Source organism: Cryobacterium sp. M23 (assembly GCF_002929655.1).
Classification (GTDB): domain Bacteria; phylum Actinomycetota; class Actinomycetes; order Actinomycetales; family Microbacteriaceae; genus Cryobacterium; species Cryobacterium sandaracinum.
In genome coordinates this window covers 73,807-88,735 of sequence record NZ_PJJV01000082.1, presented here as the reverse complement: position 1 = coordinate 88,735, position 14,929 = coordinate 73,807, and the positions used below count along the sequence as shown (strand labels likewise).

16 protein-coding genes are annotated in these 14,929 nt (G+C 65.8%); 2 read left to right on the top strand and 14 right to left on the bottom strand.

The genetic code is table 11. The features are described 5' to 3' along the window. Window positions 1-32: 32 nt before the first annotated feature. The gene (gene rplM, locus CXY82_RS15950; protein ID WP_104100940.1) at window positions 33-479 is read right to left on the bottom strand and encodes a 50S ribosomal protein L13; all 447 of its coding nucleotides are present in this window, start codon (window positions 477-479) and stop codon (window positions 33-35) included. A gap of 169 nt (window positions 480-648) precedes the next feature. After that, the gene (locus CXY82_RS15945; protein WP_104171773.1) at window positions 649-1,482 is read right to left on the bottom strand and encodes a tRNA pseudouridine(38-40) synthase TruA; all 834 of its coding nucleotides are present in this window, start codon (window positions 1,480-1,482) and stop codon (window positions 649-651) included. A gap of 196 nt (window positions 1,483-1,678) precedes the next feature. On the opposite strand from CXY82_RS15945, the gene CXY82_RS15940 reads away from it, so the two are divergent. Then, a complete protein-coding gene (locus tag CXY82_RS15940) occupies window positions 1,679-3,589 on the top strand; it encodes an acyltransferase family protein (RefSeq protein WP_233199380.1) in 1,911 nt (636 codons plus the stop codon). A 37-nt stretch (window positions 3,590-3,626) separates the two neighbouring features. Here the strand turns inward: CXY82_RS15940 and CXY82_RS15935 are convergent, their stop codons facing one another. The 10 genes from CXY82_RS15935 to CXY82_RS15890 form a co-directional block, all read right to left on the bottom strand. After that, a complete protein-coding gene (locus tag CXY82_RS15935; protein ID WP_104171771.1) occupies window positions 3,627-4,679 on the bottom strand; it encodes a GNAT family N-acetyltransferase in 1,053 nt (350 codons plus the stop codon). A gap of 132 nt (window positions 4,680-4,811) precedes the next feature. After that, window positions 4,812-5,327 (bottom strand): 50S ribosomal protein L17, encoded by a 516-nt coding sequence (gene rplQ, locus CXY82_RS15930; RefSeq protein ID WP_104171770.1) that lies wholly within the window; start codon window positions 5,325-5,327, stop codon window positions 4,812-4,814. 46 nt (window positions 5,328-5,373) lie between these two features. Beyond that, window positions 5,374-6,363, bottom strand: a complete 990-nt coding sequence (locus CXY82_RS15925) for a DNA-directed RNA polymerase subunit alpha (protein ID WP_104171769.1) — start codon at window positions 6,361-6,363, stop codon at window positions 5,374-5,376. Between the two features lie 184 nt (window positions 6,364-6,547). Then, a complete protein-coding gene (gene rpsK / locus CXY82_RS15920; RefSeq protein WP_022883249.1) occupies window positions 6,548-6,946 on the bottom strand; it encodes a 30S ribosomal protein S11 in 399 nt (132 codons plus the stop codon). A 44-nt stretch (window positions 6,947-6,990) separates the two neighbouring features. Then, the gene (rpsM, locus tag CXY82_RS15915) at window positions 6,991-7,365 is read right to left on the bottom strand and encodes a 30S ribosomal protein S13 (protein ID WP_104100946.1); all 375 of its coding nucleotides are present in this window, start codon (window positions 7,363-7,365) and stop codon (window positions 6,991-6,993) included. Between the two features lie 151 nt (window positions 7,366-7,516). Then, a complete protein-coding gene (gene rpmJ / locus CXY82_RS15910) occupies window positions 7,517-7,630 on the bottom strand; it encodes a 50S ribosomal protein L36 (protein ID WP_035834639.1) in 114 nt (37 codons plus the stop codon). A 66-nt stretch (window positions 7,631-7,696) separates the two neighbouring features. Further along, the gene (gene infA, locus CXY82_RS15905; RefSeq protein ID WP_055965022.1) at window positions 7,697-7,918 is read right to left on the bottom strand and encodes a translation initiation factor IF-1; all 222 of its coding nucleotides are present in this window, start codon (window positions 7,916-7,918) and stop codon (window positions 7,697-7,699) included. A gap of 155 nt (window positions 7,919-8,073) precedes the next feature. Continuing rightward, window positions 8,074-9,225, bottom strand: coding sequence for a mannitol-1-phosphate 5-dehydrogenase (locus CXY82_RS15900; RefSeq protein ID WP_104171768.1), 1,152 nt, complete (start codon window positions 9,223-9,225; stop codon window positions 8,074-8,076). Then, complete coding sequence (locus CXY82_RS15895) at window positions 9,222-9,662, bottom strand: PTS sugar transporter subunit IIA (protein ID WP_104171767.1); 441 nt, start codon at window positions 9,660-9,662, stop codon at window positions 9,222-9,224. Before CXY82_RS15895 ends, CXY82_RS15900 begins: the two co-directional genes overlap by 4 nt. After that, a complete protein-coding gene (locus CXY82_RS15890; RefSeq protein ID WP_104171766.1) occupies window positions 9,659-11,134 on the bottom strand; it encodes a PTS mannitol transporter subunit IICB in 1,476 nt (491 codons plus the stop codon). Before CXY82_RS15890 ends, CXY82_RS15895 begins: the two co-directional genes overlap by 4 nt. 181 nt (window positions 11,135-11,315) lie before the next feature. Here CXY82_RS15890 and CXY82_RS15885 point away from each other — a divergent pair, with 181 nt between their 5' ends. Continuing rightward, window positions 11,316-13,238: a transcription antiterminator gene (locus CXY82_RS15885; protein ID WP_104171765.1), complete on the top strand. Its 1,923-nt coding sequence runs from the start codon at window positions 11,316-11,318 to the stop codon at window positions 13,236-13,238. A gap of 13 nt (window positions 13,239-13,251) precedes the next feature. Here the strand turns inward: CXY82_RS15885 and CXY82_RS15880 are convergent, their stop codons facing one another. After that, a complete protein-coding gene (locus CXY82_RS15880; protein WP_104171764.1) occupies window positions 13,252-13,581 on the bottom strand; it encodes a PTS sugar transporter subunit IIB in 330 nt (109 codons plus the stop codon). A 468-nt stretch (window positions 13,582-14,049) separates the two neighbouring features. Continuing rightward, window positions 14,050-14,880: a type I methionyl aminopeptidase gene (gene map / locus CXY82_RS15875; protein WP_104171899.1), complete on the bottom strand. Its 831-nt coding sequence runs from the start codon at window positions 14,878-14,880 to the stop codon at window positions 14,050-14,052. Window positions 14,881-14,929 lie beyond the last annotated feature (49 nt).

The following is a 14,929-nucleotide window of genomic DNA, read 5'->3' as shown; positions in this document are numbered from 1 at the left end:
TTTCTTAGAATCGAAAAGTCTGGAGGCCGGCGCTACTGAGCGACCTGGGCGAGGGTGTACGGCTTCGGCTGCTGCGCAGCGTGCGGATGCTCCGGGCCGGCGTAGACCTTGAGCTTGGCCAGCTGGGCGCGGCCGAGCGTGTTTTTCGGCAGCATGCCACGGATGGCCTTCTCAACCGCGCGGGTCGGGTGCTTCTCGAGCATCTCCGAGTAGTTGGTGGCCGTGAGGCCGCCCGGGTAACCGGAGTGGCGGTACGCCATCTTCAGGTCGAGCTTCTTGCCGGTAAGGGCAATCTTCTCGGCGTTGATGATGATGACGAAGTCGCCCATATCCATGTGGGGAGAGAACGTTGCCTTGTGCTTCCCGCGAAGGAGAATGGCGGCGTGGCTGGCAAGACGACCGAGCACGATATCTGTGGCGTCGATGACGACCCAGTCGTGCTGGACTTCGCTTGCCTTGGGAGTGTAAGTGCGCGTCACTATTGAGCTGCTTTCTTGTTCGAACGGAGGTGTTCGTGAATCCCGCTCCGGGTGTGTTCCCAGAGAGGGAACACGATCGATGGAGGGCTCACGTTCGTGTGTCTGGCTGCAACGCACAGACACCAAGGAATAACACTAACGCCGTCGGCCCGGCAGCGCAATTCAACCATTACTCGGTGTCGTCGATGAGCTCCCGGCGCGCGCGCGTTTCGCGGGCCCGCAGGGCGAGCAGTTCGTCGGCCGGATAGCCGACCTGAAGCAGCGTGAGACCCTGGGCGGGCATCACCTTGAACTCGCTGGTGCGGGCCCGCTCGATCCGGAGGTCGACCAGGCGGTCCCCGGACAGTCGCCCCTCCCCCACCGCGACGCAGGCCCCGACCAGCGCGCGCACCATGCTGTGGCAGAAGGCGTCAGCCTGAACGGATGCGACGAGCACACCATCCGGATCGCGGTACCAGCGGAACTCCTGCAGGGTGCGGATCGTGGTGGCCCCGGGCCGCGGCTTGCAGTAGGTGGCGAAGTCGTGCAGGCCGATCAGCGTCGCGGCAGCCGCGTCCATGGCGTCCACGTCGAGGGCGAAGCCGTGCCAGGTGGTGCGGAACCGCTGCAGCGGGTCGTGCCCGACGACGGAGTCGGCGATCCGGTACTCGTAGCGCCGGTAAAGCGCGGAGAACCGGGCGTCGAACCCGGGCGGGGCGAGCACGGAGGATGTGATCACGATTTCAGGCTGGGTGACGAGGATGCCGCTGAGCCGCCGCTGCACCATGACCGCCAGGGGCGTCGGGGGCCGCCCCTTGCCGCGGGAGATGCGCACGAGGCCGTCGGCCTGGTCGGGGTTCAGATCGAAGTGGGCGACCTGCCCGGTCGCGTGCACACCGGCATCCGTTCTCCCGGCCACGGTCAGGATCGGGGTCGGCGGGTGGCTGTGCAGGATGCCGGCCAGCCCGGCCTCGATCTGACCCTGCACGGTGCGGAGGCCCGGCTGCGTCGCCCAGCCGCTCATGCCGGTGCCGTCATAGGCGATGTCGAGCCTGATCCGGGTGGTACCCGCTGCTTGGGTCTCGTCGGGCGCCGGGGGAAGAATCACGGGGGTAAGTGTACGGTCCGGTCCGGGTTATCGTAGAACCCGGACTTCGGTCCCCACCTGTCATGAAAATCTGCCGCCCCCGCCCTCTGACGCTCATCCGGACTCCGTGAACGTGCCCACCAAACGCCTGGCCGGTCTCGACGGCCTGCGCGGCATCGCCGTCGTTCTGGTCGTGGTGTTCCACTTCTTCCCCGCGGTCCTTCCCGGCGGATTCATCGGGGTCGACGTCTTCTTCGTGATCAGCGGGTTCCTGATCACGGGCCTCCTCATCACCGAACGGGACGAAACCTCGCGGATCGCGCTCGGTCGATTCTGGAAACGGCGGGCGCTGCGCCTGGTGCCGCCACTGGTCCCGCTGGTGCTGATCCTGTGCACTGCCGCCTGGCTGATCGGCGGCGACGTGCTGGTGGGCCTCGGCTGGCAGCTGCTCGGCGCGATCACCTTCGGCTACAACTGGGTGTCGATCGCCGGGTCGGCGAGTTACTTCAGCGCCACGGCGCCGGAACTGTTCCGCAACCTGTGGTCGCTGGCGGTGGAGGAGCAGTTCTACCTGGTCTGGCCGTTCGCTCTCCTCGGCCTGCTGCTGGTGAGGAGCGGCCGGCTTCGCCTGGCACTCGTCGCCGGCCTGGCCTTGGCCTCTGCCGTCTGGATGGGGCTACTGTACGACCCCGCCGACCCCACCCGGGTGTACTACGGCTCGGACACGCACAGCTTCGGGCTCTTCACCGGTGCCGCGCTCGCGCTGCTGCTGCGCCGTTCGGGCCTTCCGGGCGGCACGGCACCCCGCCTCGCCGCCCTGCGCGACCGCTGGCGGCCGTGGCTGGGTCGGCTCGCCCTGGCCGGGGTTCTGGCGGCGGCGTTCGCCCTGCCCGACACCGGCCTGGCGACCTATCGAGGCGGACTGATGCTGGTGAGCCTGCTGACCGCGGTCGTGATCTGGGCGGCCGTGCGCGGGCCAGGCTTCGGCCAGGCGCTGGACACCGCGCCGCTGCGCTACCTGGGTGAACGCTCCTACGGCATCTATCTGTGGCACTGGCCGGTGCTCGTGCTCGCCCAGGGGGCGTGGCCGGCGGCCGCCGCGTCGCCGACCGTGCTGACGAGCATCGGAGTCGGGGTGCTGGCGGGCGCGCTGACGCTGCTGGCGGCCGGTGGATCGTACCGCTGGCTGGAACTTCCCGTGCGCACGAAGGGGGTGCGCGGCAGCATCCGTCGCCTGCGGCAGAGCACGAGCGGCGCGCGCACGATCCGCATGCCCGGCAGGCTCGTCTGGTTCGGCCTGTTCGGCGCCGCCGCGCTGTTTCTGGCGACCGGCACGACCGCGGCGCTGCTCACCGCTCCCGCCCAGACGAGCGCCCAGAGCGAGATCGAACGCGGCCAGAAGGCACTGGATGCTGCGCAGCGGCAGGCCGTGCAGAACGCACGGCGCGCGTCCCGGCCGGCCGTCAGCGCCATTGAACGCGCGGCGCCCGGGGACCTGATCACGGCCGTGGGCGACTCGGTGATGCTCGCCTCGGCCCCCGAGCTGCAGGCCGGCTTCCCGGGGATCGCGATCGATGCCACCGTCTCACGGGGCATGGGGGCTGCTCCCGACATCCTGGCCACCCAAGCCGAGGCCGGCACGCTCCGGCCGGTGGTCGTCGTGGGCCTCGGCACCAACGGGCCGATCCGTTCGAGTCAGCTGGCGGCCATCCGCGCGGTGATCGGCCCGGACCGGGAGCTGATCCTGGTCACTGCCTTCGCCGAACGTGACTGGACGGCCGGGGTCAACGCCAGCCTGGCCGAGTACGCGGCCCGGCACCGCACGGTCGAGCTGGCCGATTGGAGCACGGCGATCGCCTCGCACACGGATGTGCTCGCAAACGACAACATCCATCCCGGTCCGGCCGGCGGTCGGATCTATGCCGACGTCATCCGGGCCGCTCTGGAGCGGCTGGCCGAGCCGCCGCCGCAGCCGGGCCTCGAGGCGTATCGCCTGCCCGACCCTGCCGGGTCACCCTCTTTCCAGCCGCCGCTGCTGCCGTGACCAAGGCCGGGTCGGCGGGTGCGGATCCCGGGTGGGACTAGACCTCAATGGTGAAGGCGAGACTGCGGGTGGTGGGCGTGAAACCCATGCCGAGGTACAGGTTCAGCGCGCCGGTCGGACTTTCGGAGTCGACGACCAGGGTCGCCCGGGCCAGACCCTCGGTGCGTGCGGCATGCAGATGCGTGCCGAGCAGGGTCCGCGCGATGTGTTTGCCCCGCCATCCGTCGATGACGCCGACGAGGTCGACGTGGCTGCCGGTGTAGCCCTGGTTCAGCCAGTCGTCCTCGTTGACCGTGGCCAGGGTGAAGCCCACGACCTTCGGGGTGCCGTCGGGGCCGGCCGCGAGGGCCAGGTATGAGAGGTCGGGGCGGAATTTGCGACTCGTCACGAAGGAGTCCCAAGCATCGTCGCTCATCGGTTGGCTGGCCCAGTGATCCCGGAACGACGAGTCGCGCGCTTCGTGAACGGCCGCAGAGAGCTTCGAGGTAAACCGGATGACGCGGATGTCAACCGGAAGGTCGATCTCGGGGATCGGCTCGTCGAGGCGCCGCTCGAGGGACTGGAAGTACCGGGCGCATTCCATGCCGAGGCGCCGGAACAGACGTGTGCTGCGGTACGCGGTCTCGTCGGTGTAGGCGAGGATCCAGCGTGGAACCGAGGGATCGTCGGTGGCGAGCTGCTGCTCGGCCCGGCCCAGCTGCCACGCGAGCAGCTCGCGGCCGATTCCGCGTCCGCGGTAGTCGGGGTGCACCCCGCCGACCAGGATCGCGCGGGCCAGCGTCTCGCGCGGCGGCGCCATCACCATCCCCATCGCCACGAGGGTGCCGTCGGCGGCGAACCCGATCAGGGAATCCCGCTCCGGATGGAAGTACGACAGACCGAAGTCCCGCTCGATTCCCTCCCGCGTCGTCAGGTGGTACGGATGGTCCGCCTTGCCGACCGCTCGGGTGAACTGCCACAGGTCGTCGGCGTCCGACACCGTTGCCGGACGCCACCGGGCGATCTCAGGGTGGGCGGGCCCCGGCGCGTCGGGCGGCAGGGCTGCACGCCGACGCGGGCCCTGATTCTGGGTTCCGGTCAGGCGTTCCATGGCCAATATCGTAGCCGGGGCCCCGCGAGGGCGCTAGCCCGTCGCCGGGGCACAAAGAGAGGGGCCCGACCGAAGTCGGGCCCCTCTCAATTCAACACAGCGATTCAGTTGAGCCGATACAGCGCAGGGTGCTTACTTGGATTCCTCAGCGGCAGCGACATCATCTTCGACGACGTCAGCTTCGACAGCAGCATCCTCGACGACGACCTCGGCCGGAGCCTCGGCAACGGGCGCTGCCGCGGCGGGCTTGGAAGCAGCCTTGGCGGAGGAGCGCTTGACCTTCGGGGTGACGGGCTCGAGAACGAGCTCCATCTGCACCATCGAAGCGTTGTCGCCCTTGCGGAAGCCGAGCTTCGTAATGCGGGTGTAACCGCCCTCACGAAGGGCAACCTGAGGTGCGATCTCGGTGAAGAGCTCGTGCACGACGGTCTTGTCGCCGATGGTGGCGAGCACGCGACGACGGGCGTGCAGGTCACCCTTCTTTGCGAAGGTGATCAGTCGCTCGGCGACCGGACGCAGGCGCTTGGCGCGCGTCTCGGTCGTCTTGATGGACTTGTGGGTGAATAGGGATGCGGCCAGGTTGGCGAGCATGAGGCGCTCGTGGGCCGGTCCGCCTCCGAGGCGGGCTCCCTTAGTGGGCGTAGGCATTGGTTATCTCCAGTATCAAAGTCGAAAGTCAGTCTGAACGACTGCTTTAGATGGTTTCTTCGTCGTAGCCGCTGTAGAAGTGGGCGCCGTCGAATCCGGGCACCGAGTCCTTCAGGGACAGGCCGAGCTCAACGAGCTTGTCCTTGACCTCATCCACCGACTTCTGTCCGAAGTTGCGGATGTTCATCAGCTGGGTCTCCGAGAGGGCGACCAGTTCGCTGATGTTGTTGATGCCCTCGCGCTTGAGGCAGTTGTACGAGCGAACCGACAGATCGAGGTCTTCGATCGGAATCGACAGCTCGGTCGACAGCACGGCATCGACCGGCGCGGGGCCGATTTCGATGCCCTCGGCGGCGGTGTTCAGCTCACGGGCCAGACCGAACAACTCGGTCAGCGTACGACCGGCGGATGCGATGGCGTCGCGAGGCGAAATCGCCGACTTGGTCTCCACGTCAACGACGAGGCGGTCGAAGTCGGTGCGCTCACCGGCACGAGTTGCCTCGACGCGGTAGGTCACCTTGAGCACGGGCGAGTAGATCGAGTCGACCGGAATCTGGCCGGCCTCAGAGTACTCGTTGCGGTTCTGGGTGGCCGACACGTAGCCGCGGCCGCGTTCGATGGTCAGTTCGAGTTCGAACTTGGCCTTGTCGTTCAGCGTGGCGATGACCAGCTCGGGGTTGTGCACCTCGACACCGGCCGGAGCCGAGATGTCGGCGGCCGTGACCTGGCCGGCACCCTGCTTGCGCAGGTACGCGGTGATGGGCTCGTCGTGCTCGCTGGAGATGACGAGGCCCTTGATGTTGAGGATGATCTCGGTGACGTCTTCCTTGACACCGGGAACGGTGCTGAACTCGTGCAGCACACCGTCGATCCGGATGCTGGTGACAGCGGCTCCGGGGATCGATGACAGGAGGGTGCGGCGCATCGAGTTGCCGAGGGTGTAACCGAAACCAGGCTCAAGAGGTTCGATGACGAACCTGGATCGGAACTCCGAGATGTTCTCTTCGGTGAGCGTGGGGCGCTGTGCAATAAGCACTGTTGATTCCTTTCGGCTAAGTGTCCGCTATATGACACTTGCGTGGCGAGGTTTTGAGTTGTGTGTCTCTCGACAAGCCCGACAATCGAGCACATCGTCGAACGAGGGAGGGGTGATGCCCCACGACCCGCCACAGCCGGGCCCGTCTTGTGACGGGCCCGGCCGATGGCGAGATGCCGGTTGGTTAGACGCGACGACGCTTGGGCGGACGGCATCCGTTGTGCGCCTGGGGGGTGACGTCGTTGATCGAACCGACCTCGAGGCCGGCGGCCTGGAGCGAACGGATCGCGGTCTCGCGGCCCGATCCCGGTCCCTTGACGAAGACGTCAACCTTCTTCATGCCGTGCTCCTGCGCCTGGCGGGCAGCCGACTCGGCAGCCAGCTGCGCGGCGAACGGGGTCGACTTGCGCGAACCCTTGAAGCCGACTCCACCTGAGGACGCCCAGCTGATGACCGCACCGGTGGTGTCAGTGATCGAGACGATGGTGTTGTTGAAGGTGCTCTTGATGTGGGCCTGGCCCACAGCGACGTTCTTCTTTTCTTTCTTGCGCGGCTTCCGAACGGCCGACTTTGGTGCTGCCATGAATTTCTCCTGAATCCTAAAGGCGAGACGGGCCAGGCCGAGGCCTAGCGCGCCTTCTTCTTGCCGGCTACGGTGCGCTTCGGGCCCTTGCGGGTGCGAGCGTTGGTCTTGGTGCGCTGGCCACGAACGGGCAGGCCCTTGCGGTGGCGGATGCCCTCGTAGCTGCCGATCTCGACCTTGCGGCGGATGTCAGCGGCAACCTCACGGCGGAGGTCACCCTCAACCTTGAAGGTTCCTTCGATGTAGTCACGGAGTGCGACGAGCTGCTCGTCACTCAGGTCCTTGACTCGGATGTTTCCATCGATTTCAGTGTCGGCGAGGGTCTTGAGTGCCCTCGTGCGGCCAACACCAAAGATGTAAGTCAGTGCAACTTCCACGCGCTTATCGCGAGGAATATCAACGCCGGCTAGACGTGCCATTGTGGCTTCTCCTGTATATGAGTGGAGGTCTGTGACAGTGCCTGTTCATCGGCCTCCAACCGATGGTGTCCCCCCGAAGGGTTCCCGGCACTGCTATTTTCTGTATTCAGTTGCATCTCGACCGACTCGACCGTGATCGAGCCTGTCGAGATCAGCCCTGACGCTGCTTGTGACGAGGGTTCTCGCAGATGACCATCACGTTGCCATTACGGCGGATGACCTTGCACTTGTCGCAGATCTTCTTGACGCTGGGCTTGACCTTCATGGTGTGTCCTTGTATTCGCTGTCTTCGTACCCCAGGAACGCCTCGGGCCGTTACTTACAGCACTCTCTACTTGTAGCGGTAAACGATCCGGCCGCGAGTCAGGTCGTACGGGCTCAGCTCCACGATCACACGATCCTCCGGGAGGATACGGATGTAGTGCTGACGCATCTTGCCTGAAATGTGGGCAAGAACTTTGTGGCCGTTGCTCAACTCGACGCGAAACATCGCGTTGGGAAGAGCTTCGACTACCGCGCCCTCGATTTCGATGACACCGTCTTTTTTGGCCATAACTCACTATCGCTAGGGTATTGATTGCTGGTCGTGCGTGGATTGTGGTGCACTGATACGCCGCATACGTGCGCACAAGACACCAAGGATTAACTCTATGGTACGGAGTTGCCTTTTGGCAATTCTTCCCTATAATCCTTCGCGGGATTCTCCGCTCAGAGGGCCTTCTGCACCGCGGCCACGACCAGGACCACGTCGGCGAACAGCGGATGCGCGGCGTCCAGGCCGCACACCGACGCGGTGAACGATTCGGCCGTCTCGGCGCGCAGCATCCGTTGCAGCAGGGCGCTCTGCTCATCGTCGGCGACGTCGAACCGGAGTGCGGCTTCGACGGCTGCGAGCAGCGCGACCGGGCGGGTGCCGTGTTCGGCGATCTCGGCGGCAGGGCCGATGAACCGTTCGTGGCGGCTGAGCTTGCGCAGCGGCTGGCGGCCGACGCGCTCTACCGTGTCGGGCAGGGACGGGTTGGCGAAGCGCACCAGGATCTTCTCCCGGTAGGCGCGCTGGGCGTCCACGTCGAGGCCGTGCTTGGCCACGAGCAGGGTCGAGGTTTCCTCGAGCACCGCTCGGACGCCGTCCAGCACCGCCGGCACCAGGAGCGCGTCGGAGATCTTGGAAGCCCCGGCGACACCGCCGAGGTAGGCGACGGTCGCGTGTCCGGTATTCACCGTGAACAGCTTGCGCTCGATGTAGGGCGCGAGATTGTCGACGAAAGTCGCACCCGGGATGACCGGCACGGCGCCGTTGAAGGCGCCCTGCTCGATGACCCACTCGTAGAAGGCCTCGACGGTTACGTCGATGCCGTCGTCCTCGGCCTGGCCGGGCACGATGCGGTCGACTGCCGTGTTGGCGAAGACGACGCGCTCGGCCACAGCCGCTCGCTCCGGCTCCGGCACGTTGGCCCAGATCTGTTCGGCGAGGACATCCGTGGCGTTGATGGCGTTCTCGCACGCCATCACGGCCAGGGGCGGCAACTCGGCCGACCGCCGCCCCAGTCCGGCCGCGATGACCGGTGCCACGAAGCGGAGGACGGTGGGGCCGACCGCGGTGGTGACGATATCGGCCGTCGCGATCTCGTCGATCAGTGCGGCCTCATCCGTGGCGCTGTTGATGGCCCGGAAAGTGTCGACCACGCGGGTGGTCGACACTTCCCCTGCCTCGTGCACGGCGTAGCTGCCGGCAGCCTGCAAAGCGTCGATCAGGGAGACATTCACATCGGCGAAGACAACCTCGTATCCGGCATCGTGAAGCAGGAGGCCGACAAATCCGCGGCCGATGTTCCCTGCACCGAAGTGAATGGCCTTCATTCTGCGTTTACCTCCTCGAGGAGCATGAAGATGTCCTCTGCTGTGACGGCGTCAATCAATTTCTGCACTTCGTCCTCGTCCGAGAAGACGATCGCGATCTTCTGCAGGATTTCGAGGTGCTCATTGTTGAGCCCCGCGATCCCGACGGCGAAACGCACCTGCTGGCCGTTCCAATCGATCGGTTCGGCGTAACGCACGAGCGACAGGGCCGACCGGACGATCGACTCCTTGGCGTCGTTGGTCCCGTGCGGGATCGCCAGGAAATTTCCCATGTAGGTCGACACGCTGGCTTCGCGGTCGAACATCGAGTCGACGTAGTCTTCGCGCACGGCGCCTGCGGTGACGAGCAGGGCGCCGGCCTCACGGATTGCGTCGAGCTTCGTGGTGGCCGACCCCGCGGCCACGACGTTGCCCAGTTCCAGAATGCGGTCGGTCATCGCGCTACCTCCTCGGCCGCCTGGCCCTGAATCAGGGCGACGACGTCATCGTATTTCGGGCTGTTCATGAAATTCTCGACCGAGACATGCGTCGAGTCAGGAGACTTCGACTGGGCCCGGGCGGTCAGGTCCTGGTGCGTGATGACCAGGTCGGCCGTGCCGTCGAGGTTCGCGATCGCCTGGTTGGTCACGGTGATGCCGTCGAGACCGGCCTTCTTGATCTTGTTGCGCAGCACCGAAGCGCCCATGGCGCTGGAGCCCATTCCGGCGTCGCACGCGAAGATGATGTTCTTCACACGGCGAGCGGTGGTGGCCGAAGTTCCGGAGGCTCCGAGGCCGCCGAGGATGGTGCTGGCCTTGCCCTTGTTTGCTTCGGTCTTGGCGATGGCCTCGGCCATGTCACCGGTATCGCCGGCGGTCAGGTCGCGCTTGCGGCTGGCACGGAGGATGACGGCTGCGATCAGGAATGACACCGTGGCGGCGCCGATGACGGAGAGGATGACGCCGACGTAGCTGCCCGGGGCGGTCTGGATCAGGATAGCGATGATGCTGCCGGGTGAGGCTGGGGCGCGCAGGCCGGTTGCGAAGGCCACGTTGATGGCGACACCGGTCATGCCGCCGCCGACTGCGGCGAGGAGCAGTGCCGGCTTCATCAGCACGTACGGGAAGTAGATCTCGTGGATGCCGCCGAAGAAGTGGATGATGATGGCGCCCGGTGCGCTGGCCCGTGCGATGCCGACTCCGAAGAAGGAGAAGGCGAGCAGGATGCCCAAGCCGGGGCCGGGGTTCGCCTCGAGCAGGAACAGCACCGACTGGCCGTTTTCAGCAACCTGCTGCACACCGATCGGCGTGAGCACGCCATGGTTGATGGCGTTGTTGAGGAACAGGATCTTGCCGGGCTCGATGAAGATGCTGGCGATGGGCAGCAGGCTGTTGGAGACGAGCCAGTCGACGATCATCTCGAGGAAATTGCTGATCCCGGTCACGAGCGGGGCGATTCCGAAGAACGCACCCAGCGCGAGGATCATGCCGAGGATGCCGGACGCGAAGTTGTCGACCAGCATCTCGAACCCGGGCTTGATCTTGCCGGCCCAGAGGCTGTCAAGCTTCTTCAGGAGGTACGCGGATCCCGGGCCGACGATCATGGCGCCGATGAACATCGGGATCTCGCTGCCCACGATGACACCCATGGTCGCGATCGAGGCGATGACCGCACCACGCGTTCCGTAGACCATCCGGCCACCGGTGTTGGCGATCAGGAGCGGCAGCAAGTACACGATCATCGGTCCGACGAGCGTTTCCAAGGTCGCGTTCGGGGTCCAACCGGTCGGAATGAAAAATGCGGTGATCAATCCCCACGCGATGAATGCAGGGATGTTGGGCATGACCATTCCGCTGAGGAAGGTTCCGAAGCGCTGAACGTGCACACGGGTTCCTCCGCTCTTGGTCTTGGTAGCTGACGTCGTCGTCATTTCTCTGCCTTTCGTAGGGATGCGATGAGGAGTTGCCCCGTCACGTTGCGACTTATTCAAGTCTGACCAAGGTGGTCGTGCGGGGCCACCAGAGACTTTTCCGCACCCCCGGAAATCTCGTGGCAGAGATCCGGCCGGGAGCGGCGTGGGAGACTTGCTTTTTACTTGGGAGTTTCATGCGATGAGCGACAAACAGACACGGATGCTGGATTTTCTGTCGCAGACACCGGCCTGGGTTACCGCCGGCGAGCTTGCCGACCTCCTGGGCGTCACGCCCCGGACCGTGCGCAGCTACGTCACGAACCTGAAACTGGCCGCCGGGCCGCTCGAGATCATCGAGTCGGGGCCGGCCGGGTACCGGCTGGACCTCGAGGCGTTCGCCATGTTCCGCGCCAGGGGGCGCATTCACTCGGACGAAGCCGAGACCCCGACGGATCGCCTTTACACTTTGGTGCGCCGGCTCACGGAGTCCCACGAGGGGCTCGACGTCTACGCTCTGTCCGCCGAGCTGTTCGTCAGTGACTCCACGATCGACTCCGACCTGACCAAGGTGCGGCAGCTACTGCCCGCCACCGGGCTCACGCTCACCCGCCACGGCAGCGTGGTCACGCTCACCGGCTCCGAGACCGACCGGCGGAGGCTGCTCAGCCGGCTGTTCCGCGAGGAGAGTTCGCGCGGTCTGCTCGAACTCGAGGCGATCCAGCGCGAGTTCGCCTCCGAGAGCCTCGGAGAGTTCAAGACGGATCTGATCGCGATGCTCGACTCGCAGGGGTATTTCGTCAACGAGTACGGCACCAACGACGTTCTACTCCATGTCGCCATCGCCATCGACCGGGTCACGAGGCGCACCTCCCCCGTGGTGGCCGAGACCGCGGCATCCGTCGGCTCCCCCGACGCGATGACCCTTGCCCTCTCCGGGCTGATCGTGCGCCACTTCCACGTCGAACTGGGTGCCGGTGACCTCGGCTACATCGCACTCCTGCTCAAGACCCGGGTGATCACACCCGGGCAGGACCAGCCGGCGCAGGTTCTGATCGAGAGCTTCGTCCGCCCCGAAGATCTCGACGCCGTGCGCCGGATCGTCGGCCAGGCCGGGGACGAGTTCCTGCTGGACCTCGCGGAGGAGAACTTCATCGTGAGGCTCACGCTGCACGTGCGCAACCTGATCAACCGGGCGACAGACCGCTCGTACTCGCACAACCCGCTCACCCGGTCGATCAAGACGTCCTACCCGATGATCTATGAGGTCGCCGTCTACATCGCCAGCCAGTTGCAGCGGCAGGAGCAGATCGTGATCAACGACGATGAGATCGCGTACATCGCGATGCACGTCGGTGCCCACCTTCAGCAGCAGTCCCGGCGCGAGGACCTGGTCACGTGCGCTCTGATCTGCCCGAACTATTACGACATGCACGTGCTGCTGCGCGAACGGATCGAGCGGGTCCTCGGTGACGAGCTCGAAGTTGTGTCGGTGGTCACCCGCAGCGACGTCGACTGGAAGGCCCTGGATGCGAAACTCGTGCTCTCCACCATCGAACCGCAGTCGCCGGCCGAGGCCGTCATCGTGATCCAGCCGTTCCTGACCGAGGCCGACATCGACCGCGTGCGGAAGGCCGCCAGCCGCATCCGTCGTCTTCGCCGTCGCGCCGATCTCAAGGACGAGCTGCTGCAGTTCTTCGACGAGTCTCTGTTCGCGCACAACTTCCACGCCGCTGACGAGACCGCGATGATCCGCGCTCTCGGCGAACGGATGATCGCACACGGCGATATCGACGAGAGCTACATCGACGGCGCGATCGAGCGCGAGCTCATGTCGTCGACGGCGTTCACGGACAACGTGGCGGTGCCGCACTCGATGTCGATGACGGCAATCCGTACCTCGATCGCCGTCGTGATCAACGACACGCCCATGGCGTGGGGCGAGAACCGCGTCAACGTGGTGGCGATGGTCGCTTTCAGCGCCGCCGGGCGCAAGAGCTTCCAGACCGTCTTCGACCAGTTCGTGGAGGTCTTCTCAGACCGGGCCGACGTGCAGCGGCTGGTCAAGCGGTCGGTGGACTTCGCATCCTTCATCGACGAGCTCGTGCACCTGATGGACCAGTAGGCCACCGGTCGGGCTACTTCTTCGTTTCAGCCCAGTCACGCGTCTTGTACGCATAGATCGCGGCATCGAGCGCTTCGTCGCCGTTCTGCGAGGCGAAGACGGTCTCCTCCAGCAGGGCGATGCCGACCCCGGCGTGCACGGCCTGAAGGCGGATCTTCTCAAACCGGGGTGCCAGGTGGGGACCCACCAGAAGCACGTCGACCGGGCCGAGGGAGGCCGGCAGATCCGATTCGCTCCCCGCGAAGACGTGGACATCCAGACCGCGGGCCGCGGCGGTGTGCCGAACCCGATGTGCAACAAAGGCACTGGAGGCGCCAGCACCGCAGACGATGAGAATCTTCATGGAATCGCTCTTTCCCTGAGCCGCGACGGACGGTTTGCCCTCTCCTCCATCCTCCCGCCTCCGGAGTCCCGGAGAGACCAGATCCCCTCCCCCGAGCGCGGCTGGTTCGGGCCGTGTGCGGCTCCGCGAGCGGGTCCCGATTGCCGCGGGTGAGGAGCGATCGCGGGTGGCGGGTGAGTGGCGATAGGTCCATTTCTCGGACAGGCGAGAAGTTGACCGCGGCGCGGGGTGGATGCGCGCTGCAACCGCCGTCTCGTTCAAGTCCGGGGCCCGGGATCAACTCGCCCCGAACGAATTCGACGGAGATTCTGCCCAAAACACCGCTTTCGGGCACGAAAACGGGTGTTTGACCCAAAATCTCCGTCGAATTGGTTTGGAATCGGGCACGACGTTTCGCGTCCGGAACGGCGTCCACGCAGTGCGGTGAGATCCGACGTTCCGAGTGCGGCTGGTTCGGGCCGTGTGCGGCTACGGGAGCGGAACGGGCGTGATGCCGAGCGGGGCCAGCCCCGCAGCGCCGCCGTCGGCGGCGGTGAGCACCCAGATGCCGTCCTTGTGCACGGCCACGCTGTGCTCCCAGTGCGCGGCGGCCAGGCCGTCTCTGGTGGCGACGGTCCAGTCGTCGTCGCGCACGAACGTCTCGATGGATCCCATGACGACCATGGGCTCGATCGCGATCACGAGACCGGGCTTCACGTCCGGACCCTTCTGGCGCACGCGATAGTTGAACACGGGCGGGGCCTCGTGCATGGACCGGCCGATGCCGTGACCGACATAGTCGGTGAGGATTCCGTAGTCCCCCTGAGACTCGACGTAGTCCTCGATGGCATCGCCGACCTCGTTGAGGTGACGCGCCACCGCGAGCCGGGCGATCCCGTGCCACAGCGACTGCTCCGTGATGTGCGACAGTTTCTCGCGCTCGGCGACGACCTCGGGCCGGGCCGGGTCCGGAATCACGAAGGAGAAGGCCGCGTCGCCGTTCCAGCCGTCGATGATGGCACCGCTGTCGATCGACACGATGTCGCCGGCGGCGAGCACGCGAGCCCCCGGGATGCCGTGCACGACATCCTCGTTGACGGACGCGCAGACCGTGTGGTGGTAGCCCTGCTCCAGCTTGAAGTTCGGCAGGCCGCCCCGAGCCACGATGGCCGCCTCGGCGGCCGCGTCGAGCTCGAGGGTGGTCGCACCGACCCGGATGGCCGCCCGGGCCGCATCCAGGGATGCGGCCGTGGCCAGTCCGGGCACGATCATCAACCGCATCTGCGCCGGCGACTTGTAGATGGATCGTCGAAGGCTCATGGTGAAGATCTCTGCAAACTGCTGAGGACGCGCACGCTGGGCGTGCACG